The 19,638-nt window shown below is 64.6% G+C and carries 14 protein-coding genes; 9 read left to right on the top strand and 5 right to left on the bottom strand.

From position 1 onward, the window contains the following. Nucleotides 1-507: 507 nt before the first annotated feature. The 3 genes from ACN2XU_RS00635 to ACN2XU_RS00625 are packed head-to-tail and all read right to left on the bottom strand — an operon-like array spanning nucleotide 508 to nucleotide 2,869. Nucleotides 508-1,635, bottom strand: a complete 1,128-nt coding sequence (locus ACN2XU_RS00635) for a CaiB/BaiF CoA transferase family protein (protein ID WP_419408445.1) — start codon at nucleotides 1,633-1,635, stop codon at nucleotides 508-510. After that, nucleotides 1,632-2,300 carry a DsbA family protein gene (locus ACN2XU_RS00630; protein ID WP_419408444.1) on the bottom strand — a complete coding sequence of 223 codons (669 nt, stop codon included), beginning with the start codon at nucleotides 2,298-2,300 and terminating at the stop codon, nucleotides 1,632-1,634. The genes ACN2XU_RS00635 and ACN2XU_RS00630 overlap by 4 nt, the downstream gene beginning before the upstream one ends. Before the next feature lie 56 nt (nucleotides 2,301-2,356). After that, a complete protein-coding gene (locus tag ACN2XU_RS00625; protein ID WP_419408443.1) occupies nucleotides 2,357-2,869 on the bottom strand; it encodes a DUF721 domain-containing protein in 513 nt (170 codons plus the stop codon). Between the two features lie 88 nt (nucleotides 2,870-2,957). On the opposite strand from ACN2XU_RS00625, the gene mutY reads away from it, so the two are divergent. Both mutY and proS read left to right on the top strand, forming a co-directional pair. Then, nucleotides 2,958-4,001 carry an A/G-specific adenine glycosylase gene (gene mutY, locus ACN2XU_RS00620; RefSeq protein ID WP_419408442.1) on the top strand — a complete coding sequence of 348 codons (1,044 nt, stop codon included), beginning with the start codon at nucleotides 2,958-2,960 and terminating at the stop codon, nucleotides 3,999-4,001. A gap of 112 nt (nucleotides 4,002-4,113) precedes the next feature. Further along, nucleotides 4,114-5,457, top strand: coding sequence for a proline--tRNA ligase (gene proS / locus ACN2XU_RS00615; RefSeq protein WP_419408441.1), 1,344 nt, complete (start codon nucleotides 4,114-4,116; stop codon nucleotides 5,455-5,457). A gap of 71 nt (nucleotides 5,458-5,528) precedes the next feature. Here the strand turns inward: proS and ACN2XU_RS00610 are convergent, their stop codons facing one another. Beyond that, nucleotides 5,529-6,281 carry an SDR family NAD(P)-dependent oxidoreductase gene (locus ACN2XU_RS00610; protein WP_419408440.1) on the bottom strand — a complete coding sequence of 251 codons (753 nt, stop codon included), beginning with the start codon at nucleotides 6,279-6,281 and terminating at the stop codon, nucleotides 5,529-5,531. Between the two features lie 99 nt (nucleotides 6,282-6,380). Continuing rightward, nucleotides 6,381-7,628: a UbiH/UbiF/VisC/COQ6 family ubiquinone biosynthesis hydroxylase gene (locus tag ACN2XU_RS00605; protein ID WP_419408439.1), complete on the bottom strand. Its 1,248-nt coding sequence runs from the start codon at nucleotides 7,626-7,628 to the stop codon at nucleotides 6,381-6,383. 45 nt (nucleotides 7,629-7,673) lie between these two features. Here ACN2XU_RS00605 and ACN2XU_RS00600 point away from each other — a divergent pair, with 45 nt between their 5' ends. The 7 genes from ACN2XU_RS00600 to ACN2XU_RS00570 all read left to right on the top strand — a co-directional run bounded on the left by ACN2XU_RS00600 (nucleotide 7,674) and on the right by ACN2XU_RS00570 (nucleotide 19,527). Further along, the gene (locus tag ACN2XU_RS00600) at nucleotides 7,674-9,008 is read left to right on the top strand and encodes an amidase (protein ID WP_419408438.1); all 1,335 of its coding nucleotides are present in this window, start codon (nucleotides 7,674-7,676) and stop codon (nucleotides 9,006-9,008) included. Nucleotides 9,009-9,285: 277 nt separating this feature from the next. After that, nucleotides 9,286-10,473: an aminotransferase class I/II-fold pyridoxal phosphate-dependent enzyme gene (locus ACN2XU_RS00595; protein ID WP_419408437.1), complete on the top strand. Its 1,188-nt coding sequence runs from the start codon at nucleotides 9,286-9,288 to the stop codon at nucleotides 10,471-10,473. A 25-nt stretch (nucleotides 10,474-10,498) separates the two neighbouring features. Then, the gene (locus ACN2XU_RS00590; protein WP_419408436.1) at nucleotides 10,499-13,654 is read left to right on the top strand and encodes a DNA translocase FtsK; all 3,156 of its coding nucleotides are present in this window, start codon (nucleotides 10,499-10,501) and stop codon (nucleotides 13,652-13,654) included. A 177-nt stretch (nucleotides 13,655-13,831) separates the two neighbouring features. Continuing rightward, nucleotides 13,832-14,299, top strand: coding sequence for a cache domain-containing protein (locus ACN2XU_RS00585; RefSeq protein WP_419408435.1), 468 nt, complete (start codon nucleotides 13,832-13,834; stop codon nucleotides 14,297-14,299). 33 nt (nucleotides 14,300-14,332) lie between these two features. After that, nucleotides 14,333-16,204 (top strand): methyl-accepting chemotaxis protein, encoded by a 1,872-nt coding sequence (locus tag ACN2XU_RS00580; protein WP_419408434.1) that lies wholly within the window; start codon nucleotides 14,333-14,335, stop codon nucleotides 16,202-16,204. Nucleotides 16,205-16,467: 263 nt separating this feature from the next. Continuing rightward, entirely contained in the window at nucleotides 16,468-17,370 is a 903-nt protein-coding gene (locus ACN2XU_RS00575; RefSeq protein ID WP_419408433.1) for an EamA family transporter, read from the top strand. A 132-nt stretch (nucleotides 17,371-17,502) separates the two neighbouring features. Beyond that, nucleotides 17,503-19,527, top strand: coding sequence for an FAD-dependent oxidoreductase (locus tag ACN2XU_RS00570; protein ID WP_419408432.1), 2,025 nt, complete (start codon nucleotides 17,503-17,505; stop codon nucleotides 19,525-19,527). The last annotated feature ends 111 nt before the right edge of the window (nucleotides 19,528-19,638 follow it).

Here is a 19,638-nt window from a genome sequence, read left to right as displayed (position 1 = left end):
CCGGGCGCAGGGGCTCTTGGCCTATCTCGCCTGACAACCCGGACTTCGGGCGGAGCGCGGCGCGGTGGCGGATCTGCTGTGGTCGGACCGGAGCGAGGCGCGGGCGCGCGGGCGTCCTTGCGGCAGGAGTTGTCCTTGCTGCGTAAATCGCTGGGCGATGTGATCGCGGCGGACCGCGATACCGCATTTCTGGGTCCATGATCCGGCGGAAAACCGGCGGGCGCTGGCGCTGCTTGATGCGGCGGTGGCGAAGGACCCGGAGTGGCCCCTAAGGCGCATTGGGCCTATCGGATGCTGTTTGCTACGCTGTGGATGGCGGGCGAACGGGACCGGGCCATCGAAGCCGGGCAAAAGTGGCTGGAGGCGCATCCCGGGCTTTCGGCGGGTACGCTTGTTGAAGGCCTGCCCTCGTGGGAGCACGATCCGGAGTATTTGCAGGTGTTCCGCGACTTCGAGACGCTGATCCCCCGCAAAAACCGGGGCGGGCGGCTCGGCGTAGGCGCCGCCCTAGACCGGCAGTTTCGGCGCCGGTTTGTCGAGCACCAGATCCGCATCGGAGAATCGGAAGGGCGCGCGCACGCCGGGGATGCCATCGGGTGCGATCTGCAGCCCGCGCGCCATGACCTGCGGATCGGCGAAGACCTCGGACATGTCGTTGATCGGCCCGGCGGGAATGCCGCGGCTTTCGCAACCTGCGAGCAGATCGGCCTTGGTCCAGGTGCGGGTGGCGGTCATGAGCCGGTCGATCATCGCCTCGCGGTTCTGCACGCGGTCGGCATTGGCGCGGTAGGCCGGATCGGTGGCCATGTCATCGAGGCCAAGCAGGGCGCAGAGGCGCTGATACTGGGCATCGTTGCCGGTGGCGATGATGATGAAGCCGTCCGAACAGTCAAATACCTGATAGGGCGTGAGGTTGGGGTGGTAGTTGCCGGTGCGCCCCGGCGGGGTGCCGGTGGAGAGGTAGTTCATCCCCTGGTTGGCGGTCGCGGAGACGGCGCAATCCAGCAGCGCCATGTCAACGTGCTGGCCCCGGCCCGTGCGCGCGCGTTGGTGCAGCGCGGCGAGGATGCCGGTGACGGAATAAAGCCCGGTGAAGAGATCCGTGACGGCGACGCCCGCGCGCTGCGGCTGGCCGTCGGGATCGCCGGTGATCGACATCAGGCCGGACATGCCCTGAATGATGTAATCGTAACCGGCACGGTGGGCATAGGGACCGTCCTGCCCGAAGCCGGTGATGGAGCAGTAGATCAGGCGGGGATTGACGGCGGCGAGGCTGTCATAGTCGAGCCCGTATTTCCTCAGACCGCCGACCTTGAAGTTTTCGATCAGGATGTCGGCATCGGCGATGAGCGCGCGCATCCGCGCCTGCCCGTCCCCGGAGGTCAGATCGACCACCTCGGAGCGTTTGCCGCGATTGCAGGAGTGGAAGTAGGCAGCGGAGCGGTCGCCGTCATGCTCGATGAAGGGCGGGCCCCAGTGGCGGGTGTCGTCGCCCTGCGCCGCCTCGATCTTGAGCACGTCCGCGCCAAGGTCCGCGAGCGTCTGGCCAGCCCAGGGGCCAGCCAGAATGCGCGCGAGTTCAATGACTTTCAGGCCTTCCAGCGGGCCGCGCGGGGCGGCCTTTTGCGTGCTCATTCGCCGAGTTTCTCGTCGAGAATGGCGGAGAAATCGGCGTAGCTCATGTTCGAGTACTTCTCGCCATTGATCACGAAGGTCGGGGTCGAGGTGATTTCATGGGCGGTGGCGTTGGCCTGATACCAGCTGACGAGGCTCTGCAGCTTTTCAGCATCGTTCATGCAGACATCAAGGTCGTCCTTGCTGATCCCTGCGAGGCGACCGATCTTGCGCAGCTCGTCGGCGATGGCGGCGTCGCCCCCGGCGCGCACCCACTCGGCCTGACCTTTGAACATCAGGTCGGTGATGCCGAAGAATTTCGATTCGCCGCCGCAGCGGGCAATCAGCGAGGCCCACATGCCATATTTGTCGAAGTAGACTTCGCGGAAGGTGAACTTGGCCTTGCCGGTGTCGACGTAGTTCTTCTTGAGCTGCGGGATCAGGTTGGCATGCGCATTGGCACAGTGCGGACACGTGAAGGAGGCATATTCGATGATCTCGATCGGGGCATCGGCCTCGCCCATGGTCATTTCGGTGATGCCGTATTCAGCAGATGTGCCGGAGGCGTCGCCCACGGTTTCGGCCTGTGCCGCCATGGCGTTCACGTTGCCGGACTGCGTGGTCCACCAGTAGCCGCCAGCGGCAAGGGCAATCAGGACAGCGACAATGGCTATGATGCGGTTCATTCGGAGCCTCTTTCGTATTTCGTACAGGACCGTAGGGACGGTGTTGCGAACCGCACTCAGCGGCGTTCGCTCTTGGATAGGACGTTTGCCCCCAGACGTTCAAGCGCTGCGCGCAGACCCGCGTCGCCGATCTCGGTCGTGGCGGTGCGGGCGCGGGTGACTTGTTCCGGCGAAGGCTTTGGCTTTTCGGTCGGTTTTGGCCGGTGGTTGAAATCCGCCTGCCCCTCTGCAAAGCCGACGGCGGCGGTCTGTGTGATGCGCACGCGGGTGACGGCATTATAGCCGTAGACCGCATTGATCCGGGCGCGGATCTGTTCTTTCTGCATCTCCAGCATGGGCGCCATGGCCCCCGTGGTCAGCAGGGTAAGCGTCGCCCCAAACCCTTGCCTTCCATAAGAAATCTCTACGGGGCGCGACATGGCGGCGGCCTCCGGCCCGGCGATCTCCGCCCAGTGGGTGAGCACGCGCGACTGGGCAAAGCCCCGGCTTTCCGAGGCCTGGCGGATGTTGCCTTGCAAAAGCTTTGCCGTGTGGGCAAAGCCGAAGGTGGATGTCTTGCGTCTGGTCATGGTTTGACTCTCCCGGCAGAGGCCTATTGTAGTGCCGCGCGGGGGGCGCGTCAGCCCCGGAATTTACGCTTCCTTAAGGAGATCAAACTTGCGTGAGAGCGCCCGTCCTGCGGACTTGCTTGAGTGGTACGACCGCCATGCGCGCAGCCTGCCCTGGCGCGTGCCGCCCGCCGCGCGTGCCGCAGGTGTGCTGCCCGACCCGTATCGCGTCTGGCTGTCGGAGGTCATGTTGCAGCAGACCACCGTGGCCGCCGTGAAGTCCTATTTCGAGGCGTTCACCGCGCGGTGGCCAAGGGTCGAGGATCTGGCCAACGCCGAGGATGGCGATGTCATGGCGGCCTGGGCGGGCCTTGGGTACTATGCGCGGGCGCGCAACCTGCTGAAATGCGCGCGGGCGGTGCGGGACGAGCATGGCGGGGTGTTTCCGGCGGATCATGCGGCGCTTCTGGCCCTGCCCGGCATCGGGCGCTACACGGCGGCGGCGGTTTCGGCGATTGCCTTTGACTTGCCCGAAGTGGTGGTCGACGGCAACGTCGAGCGGGTCATGGCGCGGTTGTTCGATGAACACACGCCATTGCCGGGCGCGAAGGGCGTATTGACCGAATATGCGGCGGGTCTGACCCCCAAGGCGCGTCCCGGCGATTATGCGCAGGCGGTCATGGACCTCGGGGCGACGATCTGCACACCGAAGCGGCCTGCCTGTGGGCTGTGCCCGTGGCGGCGCTCCTGTGCGGCCTGGGAGGCCGGAACGGCGGCGGAACTTCCGAAGAAGGCACCGAAGAAGAAAAAGCCGGTGCGGTTCGGCATTGCCTATCTGGCGCGGCGGGTCGATGGGGCGGTGCTGCTGGAGCGGCGGCCGGACAGCGGACTGCTCGGCGGGATGCTGGGCTGGCCGGGGTCCGAGTGGATCGAAGGCACGCCCGACGAGGCCGCGCCGATTCGGGCGGAATGGAAGACGGTGGATGGCGAGGCGCGGCACACGTTCACGCACTTCCATCTGCGGCTGGTGGTGAAAACCGCGCTGGTGCCGATGGACCGGCAGCCGGAGCGCGGGGAGTTCGTCGAACAGGACGCGTTTTCGCCGGGCGATCTGCCGACCGTGATGCGCAAGGCCTTCGATCTGTCGCGGTAAGCGCGGGTGTTCTGCGCTGACGCGCCTTGTCCCCCGCCTCTCTGACAACGCTTGCAAACGCGCCGCGCTTCCAGCAAAACCCCGTGAAACAGCCTATCCGAAGGGTAAACCCATGCGCCTGTCCCGTTACTTCCTGCCGGTTCTCAAGGAAACGCCCGCCGAGGCGCAGATCGTCAGCCACCGCTACATGCTGCGCGCCGGCATGATCAAGCAGGCGAGCGCGGGGATCTATTCCTGGCTGCCTCTGGGCTACAAGGTCCTGAAGAACATCGAGACGATCGTGCACGAAGAGCAGCAGCGCGCGGGTCATATCCCGCTTCTGATGCCGACGCTGCAATCCGCCGACCTGTGGCGCGAGAGCGGGCGCTATGACGCCTATGGCGAGGAGATGCTGCGCATCACCGACCGCCACGGGCGTGACATGCTCTATGGTCCCACGAACGAAGAGCTGATCACCGATATTTTCCGCTCGAACGTGTCGTCCTACAAGGACCTGCCGCTGACGCTGTATCACATCCAGTGGAAATTCCGCGATGAGATCCGCCCGCGTTTCGGCGTGATGCGGGGCCGCGAGTTTCTGATGAAAGACGGCTACAATTTCGATCTGACAAAGGAAGACGCGCTGCACGCTTACAACCGCCACCTGGTCAGCTATCTGCGGACCTATGAGCGCATGGGCCTGCAGGCGATTCCGATGCGCGCCGACGGCGGGCCGATCGGCGGCGATTACACCCATGAATTCCTTGTGCTGGCCGAAACCGGCGAGAGCGAGGTGTTCTATGACAGCGAGATCACCGATCTGAAGTTTGGCGATCGCCAGATTGATTACGATTCGGTGGAGCAGTGTCAGGCGGTTCTGGAAGAGTTCACCTCGCGCTATGCGCGGACGGATGAGACCCACGACGCGGCGGTCTTTGACAAAGTGCCCGAAGCGCGCCGCCGCACGGCGCGGGGCATCGAGGTCGGGCAGATCTTCTACTTCGGCACGAAGTATTCGGAGGCCATGGGCGCGCTGGTTCAGGATTCCGAGGGCAACAAGGTGCCGGTACACATGGGCTCGCACGGGATCGGCGTGTCGCGTCTTCTGGGGGCGATCATCGAAGCCTCGCACGACGAAAAGGGCATCATCTGGCCCGAGGGCGTGACGCCGTTCCACTGCGGGATCGTCAACCTCAAACAGGGCGATGAGGCCGCCGACGAGGCCTGCGAGGCGCTTTACACATCGCTGACGGCGCTGGGTCTTGAGCCGCTGTATGACGACCGGAAAGAGCGCGCGGGCGGCAAGTTCGCGACCATGGACCTGATCGGCCTGCCGTGGCGGATCACCGTCGGGCCGCGTGGCCTGAAGAACGGTGTGGTCGAGCTGACCTGCCGCCGCACCGGGGAGAGCGAAGAGCTGCCGCCGGTGGATGCGGTGGCCAGGATCGCCAAGATCTATGGCAGGGTCGTGCTCTGAGCGCACCTAGGAACACCCGATGAGAAACGGCCCCGGATCCAATCCGGGGCCGTCTTGGTGAGCGCAGCGCCCTACCCGCGCAACGCCGGAAGGCCGACGCCCGTCGAGTCGAAACCGCCGTCCGCCGCCACCACCTGACCTGTGACATACGACGCCTTCTCGGAGGCAAGAAAACAGATCACTTCGGCCAGTTCCCGCTCGGAGCCGTAGCGGTTGAGGGGGATGGCGTCGTGATAGGCGTCGATGATGTCCTGCGTGTGCACGGCCATGGCAAGTTTTGTGCGGACCGGCCCGGGGCAGACGCAGTTGGCGCGCACGCCGAATTCACCGAGTTCCGCCGCATATTGCTTGGTCAGGTGAATCACGGCGGCCTTTGACGTGCCGTATGCGACGCGCAGGGTCGAGGCGCGCAGGCCGGAGATCGACGCGATGTTGACGATGGCACCGCGGGTTTCCTTGAGCGCATCGGCGGCGGCCTGCGAGCAGAGGAAGACACCGTCGAGGTTGGTCTCCATGACCCGGCGCCACATATCGAACGTGCAATCGGCGATGGGACCGAATTCCGCGACGCCCGCGTTGTTGACCAAAGCATCGATGCGGCCTGACCAGTCGAGGGTCTGCGAGATCAAACGGTTGACCTCTTGCGGGTTGGACACGTCATGCGGCAGGGCGAGGACCCTCTCGCGGCTCTCGGCCACCGGTGTCAGTTCGGAGGCGTCGCGGTCAACCATGACCACCTGCCAGCCCTGTTCGAGCAAGAGGTCGGTTGTGGCGAGGCCGATGCCACGGGCCGCGCCGGTGACGATTGCGCATTTGCGGGTCATTTTTGCAGGTCCTTTCCGGGGTTTGGCGCCTTTTTGGCATGGGCCGCGCCGCTTGGGAAGGGTGCGGGGCACAGCCCCGCCCTACGATGGACCTGCGCCCTATGCCTTCATCAGGTCCGGCAGCTCCCCGGTGAGGCCCGCCGCCTCGCGGATGAAACCGCGACGCAGCGACGGCGCGCTCCCGACGAGCGCCATGCCAATGTCACGACCAAGCCGGAGCACGGGATTGTCGTTGGAAAACAGACGGTTGAAGATATCCGTCGCCGCCGCGAGCGAGGCGGTGTCCCAGCGCCGCCAGCTTTGGTAGCGGCTCAGCACCTGCGGGCTGGCAAAGTCTTCGCCCCGCCTCTGGGCGTGTGTGATCACATGCGCGAGCGCCGCGACGTCGCGCAGGCCGGCATTGAGGCCCTGCCCCGCGATCGGGTGCATGCCGTGCGCCGCGTCCCCGACCAACGCCACGCGCCCGGCCACGAAGGCATTGGCGAGCGTGAGACCGAGGGGGTAGGTGTAGCGGCCCCCGGCAAGGCGGATCTCTCCGAGGAAATCGCCGAAACGCGGCCGCAGAACATCGAGGTATTGCGCCTCGGGCAGCGCGTTGATGGCGCGGGCCTGCGCGTCGCGCTCACTCCAGACGATGCTGCTGCGGTTGCCGGTCAGCGGCAGGATGGCCAGCGGCCCCGCAGGCAGGAACAACTGATGCGCGACGCCGCCATGGGGCAGGTCGTGCGCGATTGCGCAGACCAGCGCGGTTTGCCCGTATTGCCAGCCGGTGCGTTTGATCCCGGCGCGGGCGCAGGTGCCGCTGCTGCGGCCATCGGCGCCAACGATCAACCGGGCGGTGAGGCTCTCGCCGGAGGCCAGCGTGACGGTGGCGCGGGCCGCGTCCGTCTCCTGCGCAATGACGGTCTCGCCGGCGCGGTGGGTGATCATCGGCGCATCCGCCATCGCCGCAAGCAAGGCACGGCGCAGGTAGCGGTCCTCGACCATGAAGCCCATCGGGCCTTCCTCGATCTCGGCGCTGTCGAAGTGCAACCCGAGGAAGACCTCCGCCTCGCCGACCCGGCCATCGGAGACTTTGATCTCGCGCATTGGCTGGGCGTTGTCCTGAAGCGCAGTCCAGAGGCCAAGGGCGTCCAGCATCCGTTGCGAGGACAGGGCCAAGGCATAGGAGCGCCCGTCGAATGTGCCCGCCTCGCGGGTGCGGACCGGCAGGGCGTCGATGACGATGGAGCGCAGCCCGGCTTGGGCGGCGGCGAGGGCGAGGGCGGGGCCGTTGAGGCCGCCGCCGATGATGATCAGATCGCTGTCCATGGGGCTGAATATGCGCCCGCGTGCGGGATTGTCCATGCGCTCCGCTGCCGCTACCGTCCGGAGCAACGAAAGGGAGCGGAAATGAGCGACTATTCCAGCATGAGCGCAGCGGATCTGGGCCGGAGAATCGGCGAGGGCGCGATAGATCCGGTGGCACTGACCGAGCATTTTCTGAATGCGATCCGGGCGCATCCCATGGGGACGCGAATCTATGCGCGGCTGACACCGGAGCGGGCGCGGGCCGAGGCGCGCGCGGCGCGGGCGCGCGCCAGAGCGGGCCAGCGCCTGTCGCCGCTGGACGGTGTGCCGATAAGCTGGAAAGATCTGTTCGACACCGGAGGCGTGGTGACGGAGGCGGGCTCGCACCTGCTGCGCGGACGGATTCCGGTCCGTGATGCGGCGGTTCTGCGCACGGCGACGGCGCTCGGGCTGGTGTGCCTTGGCAAGACGCATATGTCCGAACTGGCGTTTTCCGGACTGGGGCTGAACCCGGTGACGCAGACTGCGCCTTGCGTGCATGATCCGGATGCGGTGGCGGGGGGGTCGTCCTCCGGCGCAGCGGCATCGGTCGCTTTTGGCCTTGCGGCGGCGGCGGTCGGGTCGGACACCGGCGGGTCGGTGCGCATTCCGTCGGTGTGGAATGATCTGGTCGGACTGAAGACCACGTCCGGCAGGCTAAGCCTGCGCGGCGTGGTGCCATTGGCGGCAAAATTCGACACCGTGGGACCGCTGTGCAAGTCGGTGGAAGACGCGGCGCTGATGCTGGCGGCGTTGGAGGGGAGCAAGGCCGCGGATCTTGGCGGAACCGAAAGCCTCAAGGGGCGGCGCTTTGCAGCCTTGCAAACCATCGTCATGGACGATCTGCGCGACGCGCCCTCCAGGGCCTATGCCGAAGCACTGGACCGGCTGCGGGGCGCGGGGGCCGAGATCGTGCCCTTCGAATTCCCGGATCTTGCCGGGCCAATGGGCGATGCGGGCATTCTTTATACCACCGAGGCCTGGGCAACCTGGGGTGCGGCGATCGAGGCCGATCCGCATCTGATGTTCGCCCCGATCCGGGAGCGGTTTGCCGCAGGGGCCGGGCACAAGGGCAGCGACTATGTCGCGGCATGGCAACGACTCGACGCGGTTCGCGACGCGTGGCAGACGGCCACGGCAGGCTTCGACGCCGTGCTGTGCCCCACCGCGCCCAACATCGCGCCAAAGGTGGATAAGCTTATGGAGCAGGGCGATTATTACGCCACCGAAAACCTGATCACGCTGCGCAACACGCGGGTCGGCAACCTGATGGGCGGCTGCGCCATCACCCTGCCCACCGGCACGCCCGGCTGCGGGATCAGCCTGATGGGCGCCCCCATGGCGGAAGAGCGGCTGCTGCGGGTGGCAGCGGCTGCCGAAAGGGCGCTGTCCCGCTGACGTCTTTGGTCCGGAAAATACCTCGGGGGAGTCGCCGAAGGCGGCGGGGGCAGCGCCCCCATACAAAATTTTGTTCCGGCAAAATTTTCTTGCCTCGGGGGTGACGCAAACGTCACCCTGAACAGAAGAAATCCGACCGCAACATTTTTGCGACATTCCCGCCACAGACCCGCCGCAGCCCGCCAAGATTCTGGACAGCGCCCCTCTGAAACCCGTATCCTGATGCAAAGCGGGGCGACAATGATCCCGCACCCCGAGGCAGTACAAAGCGAAACCAATGTTCCCCGAGCGGTTCTCGAACCTACCGGCCTATGCGTTCCCGCGTTTGCGGGCACTTTTGGACGTGCACGAGGCAGGCGGCCCCGTGCGCCACATGTCCATTGGCGAGCCGAAACACCCGTTTCCGGCGTGGATTTCCGACATCATCGCGGAACACGCCGCCGATTTCGGACGCTATCCGCCGAACGAGGGCACGCCGGAGTTGCGCGGCGCGATTGCGGGCTGGGTCAGTCGACGGTTTGGCGTCGATCTCGCCCCCGACACGCAGATCATGAGCGTCAACGGCACGCGCGAAGCGCTGTACAACGCCGGAATGGCGCTGTGTCCGGAGACCAAGGGAGGCGCGCGGCCCGCGGTGCTGATGCCCAACCCGTTTTACCAAGTCTACATGATTTCGGCGATTTCGGTGGGGGCGGAGCCGGTTTTCGTGCCGGCCACCGCCGAGAGCGGCCATCTGCCGGACTTCGGCGCGGTGGCGGAAGACGTGCTGGCGCGCACCGTGTTGGTCTATATCTGCTCGCCCGCGAACCCGCAGGGCGTGGTAGCCGATGAGGCCTATTGGGAGGCGCTGATCGCGCTGGCCGAACGGCATGATTTCCAGATCATGGCCGACGAGTGTTACTCCGAAATTTACCGCGACACCCCACCGCCGGGCATCCTGAGCGTGGCGCAGCGCGTGGGGGCGCATCCCGAGCGGGTCGTGACCTTCCATTCGCTGTCCAAGCGCTCCTCCCTGCCCGGCCTGCGGTCCGGATTCGTGGCGGGCGGTCCCGAGAGCATCAAGCGCATGAAACAGCTGCGCGCCTACTCCGGCGCGCCGATCCCCCTGCCCTTGCAGGCGGCGAGCGCCGCGCTCTGGGACGACGAGGCGCATGTGGCGCAGAACCGGGCGCTCTACCAGGCGAAATACGATCTGGCCGACCGTATCTTTGGCACTGTGCCCGGGTACATGCCGCCGCAGGCCGGCATGTTCCTGTGGCTTCCGGTCGAAGATGGCGAGGCGGCAACACTGCGGCTTTGGAAAGAAACCGGCGTCCGGGTTCTGCCGGGGGAGTACCTTTCGAAAGACACCGCATCCGGCAACCCCGGAACGGGATATATCCGCGTGGCCATCGTGGCCCCTCATGACGAGACCGAAGCCGGTCTGACGTTGATCAGGGACTGTCTGTATGGCGCAAGCGGCTAAGACCAAGAAAAAAACGAGGCGAGGCATGGCAAGTTATCAGTCCCGGGGGCGCGACCCCCTGTTCGACACCGACACGGCACTGACGCTGGAAAAGCGGGGGCGAGAACTGCTCGGGCTTGCGCTGGTGGCGCTCGGGCTGATGGCGGCCGCGATGATCGCCTCCTATACGCCCGAAGATCCGTCCTTCATGACGGCCACCGATGCCCCGGTGCAAAACTGGATGGGTCGGATCGGCGCGTCCATTGCCGCGCCGCTGTTCATGGTGATCGGCTGGGGCTGTTGGGCGATTGCCGCCTGCTTCCTTGTCTGGGGCGGGCGGCTGGCGCTGCACCGCGATGACGTGGGCGCGCTGTCGCGACTGGTGTTTGCCCCCATCTGGATTGCTCTTTGCTCGGTCTATGCCTCGGGCCTGACAGAGAGCGCCGGTTGGAGCCATAATTTCGGTCTTGGCGGTCTGTTCGGCGATATGATGATGGGCTCTTTGCTGAACCTCCTGCCTCTCGATGCCGGTCTTGGGCTGAAACTCATGCAGCTCATCCTCGGAGCGGTGATCGTGGTGTTCGGCGCTTTCGTGCTTGGCTTTACCCGTGTCGAGGTCCGGACCATCGGCCGCTTCCTGCTGCTCGGTGTGGTGATGACCTATGCCCATATCATGGCCCTTCTGGGCAAGGGTGCGGGTGGTGCCATGGGTGCGGCGCAGAAGCTGCAGGCTGCCAATGCAGAACGCCGCGCGCGACGCCAGGCGGAGGCTGCGGAAGCCGCCGAATGGGCCGCCGCACAGGAGGCCATTGCCGAGCCGACGGTCACCGCCGCACCGCGCGTGCGCCGCGCCGAGCCTGCGCTGTATGAAGACGCTGACGGGGATTTCGTCGTGGACGATGACGACGATATGCCGATGCCGCCCCGAGAGAAGGCCGGGTTCCTGTCGCGCATGCCCTCGCTGATCAAGCGCAATGACGCTCCCGAGACCATGCCGGAGCCCGAGATGGTCGAGCATGTGATGGATCATGACGTGGACGCGCCGGGCGAAGACCGGGTCAAGGCGAAGATCGCCGATGTGATCCGTGCGCGCCGTGGCACCAACCCCGCCGTGGCCAGGGCACCCGCCGCCGATCCGAGCAAGCCGCTGACCAAGGGACGCGGGTTTGGCCCCAAGCCGTTGATCTTCAACCCCAGTGTAAAGGCCGGATCGCTGCCGCCGGAGCCGCCGTTGACCGCCGCCGCCGCGCGCCCCACGCGGGCCGAGCCGCCGCTGACCGCCACGCGGATGCCGGCCGCGCCCGCCGCTGCCCCGGTGATGGCCGCTGTCCCCCCCTCCCCTGCCGTGGAAGACAGCCACGATGCGCCGTTCGAGGCCGAAGCATGGGACACGGAGGACGCAGTCCAGAGCTATGCCGCCGTGGACGAGGACGCCAATGGCGCGGCCTATGGCGAGATGCGCGACTTCGACGATTACGGCGACACGGGTGACGATCTGGACGAGGCGGTGATGTTGGACGACACCGCCCCCGCCGCCGCCCCTGCCCCGCAGTTCCTGCGCCGTGAAGCACCCACCCCGGAGCCGAAAAAGGTGGTGCAGCAGCCGGTGCGCAAGCCGATGGTCCCGTCCAAGCGCGCGCAGGCCGAGGCCCAGCCGCAGCTGAAATTCGATGACCAGGGCGTCGATTACGAGCTGCCACCGCTGAACCTGCTGATGTCGCCGGACCGCATCGAGCGCTATGTTCTGTCGGACGAGGCGCTGGAAGAAAACGCGCGGATGCTGGAATCCGTTCTCGACGATTACGGTGTGAAGGGCGAGATCGTTTCGGTGCGCCCCGGCCCCGTTGTGACCATGTACGAGCTGGAGCCTGCGCCGGGCCTCAAGGCCTCCCGCGTGATCGGTCTGGCGGATGATATCGCGCGCAGCATGTCGGCCCTGTCGGCGCGGGTGTCGACCGTGCCGGGCCGCTCCGTGATCGGTATTGAACTGCCCAATGACAACCGCGAGATGGTCTCCTTCCGCGAGATCCTCGCGGGCCGCGACTATGGCGATGGCAAGCACGGCCTGCCGCTGGCGCTTGGCAAGGATATCGGCGGCGAGCCGGTGGTGGCCAACCTGGCCAAGATGCCTCACCTGCTGATCGCGGGGACGACTGGGTCCGGTAAGTCGGTGGCGATCAACACGATGATCCTGTCGCTGCTCTACAAACTGTCGCCGAGCGATCTGCGCATGGTGATGATCGACCCCAAGATGCTGGAACTGTCCGTATATGACGGTATTCCGCACCTGCTGTCGCCGGTTGTGACCGACCCGAAGAAGGCCGTTGTGGCGCTGAAATGGGTCGTGGGCGAGATGGAAGACCGCTACCGCAAGATGTCCAAGATGGGCGTGCGCAACATCGACGGCTATAATGGCCGCGTGGCCGATGCGCTGTCGAAGGGCGAGATGTTCAGCCGCACGGTGCAGACCGGATTCGATGACGAGACCGGCGAGCCCGTGTTCGAGACCGAGGAATTCGAGCCCAAAAAGATGCCCTATATCGTCGTGATCGTCGACGAGATGGCCGACCTGATGATGGTCGCGGGCAAGGAGATCGAAGCCTGCATCCAGCGTCTGGCACAGATGGCGCGGGCCTCCGGCATTCACCTGATCATGGCGACGCAGCGTCCGTCCGTGGATGTGATCACCGGCACGATCAAGGCGAACTTCCCGACGCGGATTTCCTTCCAGGTGACGTCGAAGATCGACTCGCGGACGATCCTTGGCGAGATGGGCGCAGAGCAGCTTCTGGGCATGGGCGACATGCTGTATATGGCGGGCGGGGCCAAGATCACCCGCTGTCACGGGCCGTTTGTATCGGACGAGGAAGTCGAAGAAATCGTCAATCATCTCAAGGCCTTTGGTCCGCCGGAATATGTGTCTGGGGTGGTCCAGGGACCGGACGACGAAAAGGCGGAGAACATCGACGCGGTGCTCGGCCTGAACACCGGCGGCAACACCAGCGGCGAGGATGCGCTTTATGATCAGGCAGTTGCCATCGTGATCAAGGACCGCAAGTGCTCGACCTCCTATATCCAGCGCAAGCTTGGCATCGGCTACAACAAGGCGGCACGCCTCGTGGAGCAGATGGAGGACGAGATGGTGGTCTCCTCGGCCAACCATGTCGGCAAGCGTGAGATTCTGGTGCCGGAGCAGGCGTGACGGCCTGCCCCCTGCCCTGCCTGAGAATACGTAAAACTGAAGACGTTAGCAGATTGAAAGGAAATAGATCGTAGGGTCGCCGAGCCGGGAGGTGAGGTCGCGCCGATGGGTTTTCCATGCGTATCGAGGCCGGGCCGCCGCCTTTGGCAAACCGATATTCCATCCGGAGGACCCCCGATGATTACTCGCCGTACACTGCTGACCACGACACTAGCGGTCGCCGCACTGCCCGCCTTTGCCATTGAAAACACCGTTGGCACCCGTGAGGAAGCCATGGCCATGGCAAAGCGGGCTCACGATTTCTACAATGAGAATGGGCGCGAAGCGGCCATCGCCGCCTTCATGGACCCCGCAGACACGCGCTTCCGCGACCGCGATCTCTACGTCTGGTCCATGGCTTTTGACGGCATGATGCTCGCCCATGGTGCGACGGCAGCCCTCGCTGGCAAGAACCTGATCACTATGCGTGACGTGGACGGCATCCCGTTGACGGCAAACGCGGTCAAGGTCGCACAGGAAAGCGGAACCGGCTGGATCGACTACAAATGGCGCCACCCCGAGACTGGTGAAGTCCTCGCAAAATCGGCCTATGTCATGAAAGTCAATGACGACGCTTTTGTCAGCGTAGGCATCTACCTCCCCTGAATCCATTTTGCGTGACTATCCAGAGGTGGCTCTATGCTGTACCCCATTCGAAATCTCCCGATCGTCGTCAAAGGTGTGATAGGCAGCTTGCTGGCCATCTCTGGACTTGTCTACATTATCTACATGGCTTTCGCCGAGCTGGATGACTCGGCGAACCGTATGCACGAGGTCAGCTCGAAGATGCTGCCCGAATTGAACTATGGTGCGCAGATGGTCTCGGCGACAAGCCAGATGCACCTCGAACTTCTGCAGCTGATTACCTATGCCAACAGTAGCGTCGGCGCGGATGTGATGCAGCGCCACATCGACCAGACCGTTGCCGCGGGCCAAGCGTTCAGGGATCTGCTCGGCGCCATGACAGGCCCCGAGAAAGAGACGCTGGAACAACTGGCTGCGGAGTATTTCATGCAGGTTGAGCAGGCCATTACATTTGTGACGGTCGACGCCTCAATGGCTGCAATGTTTCTTTCCGGAACGCGCGAATCCTACCAGCAGATTGACGGTATCATCTCTGGCATTATGGAACAGGCGAGTGCAACGACCGGGAACAGGGTCGATGACATGGCCACCGAGGCGACCGCGGTGATCGAAACGTTCAGCCCCCTGGCCATCGCGGCCATCGGCGGCGGCCTGTTCATCACCATCCTGATCCAGCTTTCCATCGCACGCCCGGTCCGGCGCATGACGGCAGCCATGACTGCGGTGACCGAAGCGCGGTTTGACGTGAAGGTGCCATGCCAGGGATTGACCAACGAACTCGGACGCATGGCGGCAGCGTTGAGCGTGTTTCGCGACGCGGCACAGGAGCGCGAAGCCCGCGCGGTCGCCTTTGAACGGTTGCAGCAGACGCTGGGCAAGTCCTTGCAGAGCGCACATCGCGGCGAGTTTGACGTGCGCATCGAAGAAAACTTCGAATTTGCCGAGCTTCAGGAAATTGCCCGGGCGGTCAATCGTCTGGTAGCGGGTCTGGAACATGCCTTCACCGAGGTCGGCGCCGTCCTGCACGCGCTTGCCAATGCCGACCTGACGCGCCGGATGGAGGGACAGTTCGAAGGCGCCTTCGAAATCCTGCAAAATGACGTGGCAACGACCTGTGACACCCTGTCCTCCCTTGTCGGCACCATCCGCGATACCTCCTCCCAGGCAAAGAGCGCATCGCGGGAGATTGCCGACGGCAGCCAGACACTGTCCGGTCAAAGCGATCGGCAAGCGGCATCCCTTGAAGAGGCATCTGCGGCCTTGCAGGGTATGAGCGATCTGATGAAGAACAGCGCGAAAAATGCCGACGATGCCGCCGGGTTCTCGCGCGAGGCGAAACAAAGCGCACATCGGGGCCGCAAAGTCGCGGAATCGGCGGTTGAAGCGATGTCCAACGTAAAGAGCAGTTCCAACAAGATCGCGGAAATCGCCTCCGCCATCGACTCGATCGCCTTCAATACCAACCTGCTGGCGCTCAACGCTGCGGTCGAGGCCGCCCGCGCCGGTGCAGCTGGCAAAGGTTTCTCCATCGTGGCGGGGGAAGTCCGGTCACTTGCTCAGATGACGAGCGATGCAGCGGCAAACATCACGACCTTGGTGAGCGAAAGCGGACCCTTGATTGAGTTGGGCGTGACGAACGTCGGAGAGACCAATTCGGAGCTGAACATGATTGCCGGACATGTCGAACGACTGGCCAGCCTGATCGAAGAACTGTCACAATCGGTCAAGGAACAGGCGACGAATTCGGATGAAATCACCGCTGCGGTTCGGGACATGGAGAGTATCACCATCAACAACGCCGCGATGGCCGACACCAGTTCGCAGGCCGCCACAAGGCTGGCTGTTCTGGTCGATACGCTGGACGATCTTGTCGGGCGGTTCAACGCCAAGTCCAGCGACCGTCCTCAGCAAGCCTTGGCAAGCTAAGCCCGGTCGCGCCCGCCTGCCTGTGTGATATCGCACCGGCTTCCCGATACCAATTGGCGGCTCGGGCGGCGGGCAGGACAAACAGCGCTCGCACCCGCGTGGTCCGCGCTCCAGGCCAGTGATCCGGGTGCGGCCATCGCGTGGCCGTCCCCTGCGCGCCTCCCGCACCTCACAACGGCAAACCCCGCTATTCTCGGTGCGTACTGAGGCCGGTGCAGCTTCCTCTCTGGCCAAATCCCAAAACCGTCGCCATAGCTTGACGCATGGAACTTTGGATCATCGCCACGCTCTCGGCGGCCACCTTTCAGACCGTGCGCTTCATGCTGCAAAAACTGCTGGCCGGTGGAACCCTTTCGGCCCCGGGCAGCACCTTTGCGCGCTTTGCCTATGCCGCGCCTGCCGCATTTCTGGTGACCGCGGCCTATCTCTATTACTCTGACCAGGCGCTGCCGGTGCTCAGCGTGCGCTTTTGGGGCTGGGCCGCTTTTGGCGGGCTGGGGCAGATTCTCGCCACTGTGCTGGTTGTCCTGACCTTTGCGGAACGCAACTTTGCAGTCGGCATTACCCTGAAGAAAACGGAAGTTCTGCAAACAGCGCTCCTCGGGGTGATCCTGCTGGGCGAGATGATATCCTTGGGTGGATGGTTGGCCATCGCGATCGGTCTGGCGGGTGTTCTGATGCTGTCCCAGACGCCGGGATCTGCGGAGGCTTTGTGGAAGGGCCTGCGCAGCCGGGCAGTGCTGCTTGGCGTCAGCTCCGGCTTCTTCTTTGCCATCGCGGGTGTCGGCTATCGCGCCGCAACGCTTGCCGTGCCCTCGGAAGACCCGGTTCTGCGCGCCGCGATGGCCCTGACCTGCGTGACCGCCATGCAGGCACTCGCCATGGCGCTCTGGCTGCGGTATCGCGAGCCGGGCCAGATCACCAAAGCCTGGCGCGCCCGCAAGACAGCGCTTTGGCTCGGCCTCACGTCCATGGCCGGCACACTGTCATGGTTCACCGCCTTCACCTTGCAAACCGCCGCCTATGTCTATGCGCTTGGGCAAGTCGAGTTGATCCTGTCGCTTGCCGCCTCTGTCCTGTTTTTCCGGGAGACGGTCACGCGCCGCGAGTTCGGCGGCATTGCCCTGCTGACCCTCTCGATCCTCGCGCTCATCCTTGTCACCTGATCCCCGGCCAGGATTTCCGCTCCAGATGTCTCTGCTCTGCGGTCCGGATGCGCCGTGACGCAGCGTTTCACCGTGACACATCCCGGCACATGATGTGTTCTGCGCCCAGCCACGGCCAATGGGAGGTCCGCCATGTCCACGTATCCGCATATGCTCGCCCCGCTCGATCTCGGGTTCACCAGCCTGAAGAACCGGGTGGTCATGGGCTCAATGCACACCAATCTTGAAGAGACCGGCGACTGGAACCGCGTCGCGGAGTTCTACGCAACCCGCGCCCGGGGTGATGTCGGCCTGATGGTCACGGGCGGCATGGCGCCGAACCGCGAAGGCGGGGTAAGGCCGGGAGCCGCCGGGCTTTTCTCTGACGAAGACATTGCCAATCACAGGGTGGTCACCGACCGCGTGCACGAAGCGGGCGGCAAGATCGCCATGCAGATCCTGCACGCCGGTCGCTATGCCTATAGCCCGGAGTGCGTGGCGCCCTCTGCGGTCAAATCGCCGATTTCGCCGTTTCCTCCGAAGGAGCTTGACGAGGCGGGCATCGAGAAGCAGATTTCCGACATGGTCACCGCCGCAACCCGCGCGAAAGATGCCGGGTATGACGGCGTCGAGGTTATGGGCTCGGAGGGCTATTTCCTCAACCAGTTCATCGTCAAGCACACCAACAAGCGGACCGACCGCTGGGGCGGTTCCTATGAGAACCGCATTCGTCTGCCGATCGAGGTTGTTCGCCGGGTGCGCGCAGCCGTCGGGCCGGAGTTCATCGTGATCTATCGGTTGTCGATGATCGACCTGGTGCCCGATGGCTCCACCTTTGACGAAGTGATCCAATTGGCGCAGGAGATCGAGAAAGCCGGGGCGACGATCATCAACACGGGAATCGGCTGGCACGAGGCCCGCGTGCCGACCATCGCCACCTCCGTGCCGCGCGCGGCTTTTGCATGGGTCACGAAAAAGCTGATGGGCCACGTGGGCATCCCGGTGATCACCTCGAACCGCATCAACACGCCGGAGGTGGCCGAAGAGGTCCTGTCGACTGGATGCGCCGACATGGTTTCGCTCGCGCGGCCGTTCCTTGCCGATCCGGATTTCGTGTCCAAGGCCGCAACGGGCAAGGCGGCGCAGATCGCGCCGTGCATCGCCTGCAATCAAGCCTGTCTCGACCACACTTTCGCGGGCAAGGTGTCGAGCTGTCTGGTCAATCCAAAGGCTTGTTACGAGACGGAAATCATCGTTGAAAAAGCCGCCGCGTCCAAGCGCATTGCCATTGTCGGCGCCGGGCCTGCGGGTCTGTCCACGGCGATCACCGCCGCCGGGCGCGGGCATCAGGTGACGCTGTTCGACAAGGACGAGGCGCTTGGCGGGCAGCTCAACATGGCGCGCAAGGTGCCGGGCAAGGAAGAGTTTGACGGGCTGGTCGATTGGTTCGCGACCATGGTGCAGGCGCAGGGGGTCACACTGAAGCTCGGAACGGAGGCGGACGCCGAGGCCCTGAAGGGGTTTGACGAGGTGATCATCGCCACCGGCGTCACGCCCCGCGATCCGCAGATCCCCGGTCAGGATCACGCCAAGGTTCTTGGCTATGTCGATGTGCTCAAAGGTGGGGCCGAGGTCGGTCCGCGCGTCGCGGTGATCGGCGCCGGGGGCATTGGCTTTGACGTTTCGGAATTTCTCGTCACCGGGGAGAGCCCGACCGAAAACCTGCCCGATTGGCTGCGCGAGTGGGGTGTGACGGACCCGTCCGAGCACCGCTCCGGCCTGTCGCCCGATGGGCCGCAGCCGGACAAGCCGATGCGCCGTGTGACCCTGTTGCAGCGCAAATCGGAGCGTCCCGGAAAGCGGCTTGGCAAGACCACCGGCTGGATTCACCGCGCCGGTCTGCAGATGAAGGGCGTCGAGATGAAGGCGGGCGTGAATTACGAGCGCATCGACGATGAGGGCCTACACATTTCTTATGGTGAAGCGCGCGAGCGGCCCGAGGTGATCGCCTGTGATACGGTTGTGCTCTGTGCCGGGCAGCTGTCAAACCGCACGTTGGCGGATGATCTCGATGCGGCCGGCATCCCCTGCCACGTCATCGGCGGGGCCGATGTCGCAGCGGAACTTGACGCCAAGCGGGCCATTGATCAGGGGGTGCGGCTCGCCGCGAGGCTGTGACCTGTGCGATCGGCGGGCGCGCTGCGGCGGCCCGCCGATTGTGCCTTGTGATGGAACAAGAGGCCGCCCTGTGGTGTTGGTCTTCCAAATCACGCAAGTGAAAGGAGACAT

The sequence above is a fragment of the Pacificoceanicola niger genome (genome assembly GCF_048553275.1).
Classification (GTDB): domain Bacteria; phylum Pseudomonadota; class Alphaproteobacteria; order Rhodobacterales; family Rhodobacteraceae; genus Pacificoceanicola.
The sequence above is the reverse complement of the archived record's forward strand: the minus strand, read 5'-3'. Positions and strand labels throughout refer to the sequence as shown.

What these genes read in the sequence shown, in the direction of transcription:
- ACN2XU_RS00635 (WP_419408445.1), bottom strand. Translation starts at nt 1,635, where the DNA reads ATGAGCACGCAAAAGGCCGCCCCGCGCGGCCCGCTGGAAGGCCTGAAA.
- ACN2XU_RS00630 (WP_419408444.1), bottom strand. Translation starts at nt 2,300, where the DNA reads ATGAACCGCATCATAGCCATTGTCGCTGTCCTGATTGCCCTTGCCGCT.
- ACN2XU_RS00625 (WP_419408443.1), bottom strand. Translation starts at nt 2,869, where the DNA reads ATGACCAGACGCAAGACATCCACCTTCGGCTTTGCCCACACGGCAAAG.
- proS (WP_419408441.1), top strand. Translation starts at nt 4,114, where the DNA reads ATGCGCCTGTCCCGTTACTTCCTGCCGGTTCTCAAGGAAACGCCCGCC.
- ACN2XU_RS00610 (WP_419408440.1), bottom strand. Translation starts at nt 6,281, where the DNA reads ATGACCCGCAAATGCGCAATCGTCACCGGCGCGGCCCGTGGCATCGGC.
- ACN2XU_RS00605 (WP_419408439.1), bottom strand. Translation starts at nt 7,628, where the DNA reads ATGGACAATCCCGCACGCGGGCGCATATTCAGCCCCATGGACAGCGAT.
- ACN2XU_RS00600 (WP_419408438.1), top strand. Translation starts at nt 7,674, where the DNA reads ATGAGCGACTATTCCAGCATGAGCGCAGCGGATCTGGGCCGGAGAATC.
- ACN2XU_RS00595 (WP_419408437.1), top strand. Translation starts at nt 9,286, where the DNA reads ATGTTCCCCGAGCGGTTCTCGAACCTACCGGCCTATGCGTTCCCGCGT.
- ACN2XU_RS00590 (WP_419408436.1), top strand. Translation starts at nt 10,499, where the DNA reads ATGGCAAGTTATCAGTCCCGGGGGCGCGACCCCCTGTTCGACACCGAC.
- ACN2XU_RS00585 (WP_419408435.1), top strand. Translation starts at nt 13,832, where the DNA reads ATGATTACTCGCCGTACACTGCTGACCACGACACTAGCGGTCGCCGCA.
- ACN2XU_RS00580 (WP_419408434.1), top strand. Translation starts at nt 14,333, where the DNA reads ATGCTGTACCCCATTCGAAATCTCCCGATCGTCGTCAAAGGTGTGATA.
- ACN2XU_RS00575 (WP_419408433.1), top strand. Translation starts at nt 16,468, where the DNA reads ATGGAACTTTGGATCATCGCCACGCTCTCGGCGGCCACCTTTCAGACC.
- ACN2XU_RS00570 (WP_419408432.1), top strand. Translation starts at nt 17,503, where the DNA reads ATGTCCACGTATCCGCATATGCTCGCCCCGCTCGATCTCGGGTTCACC.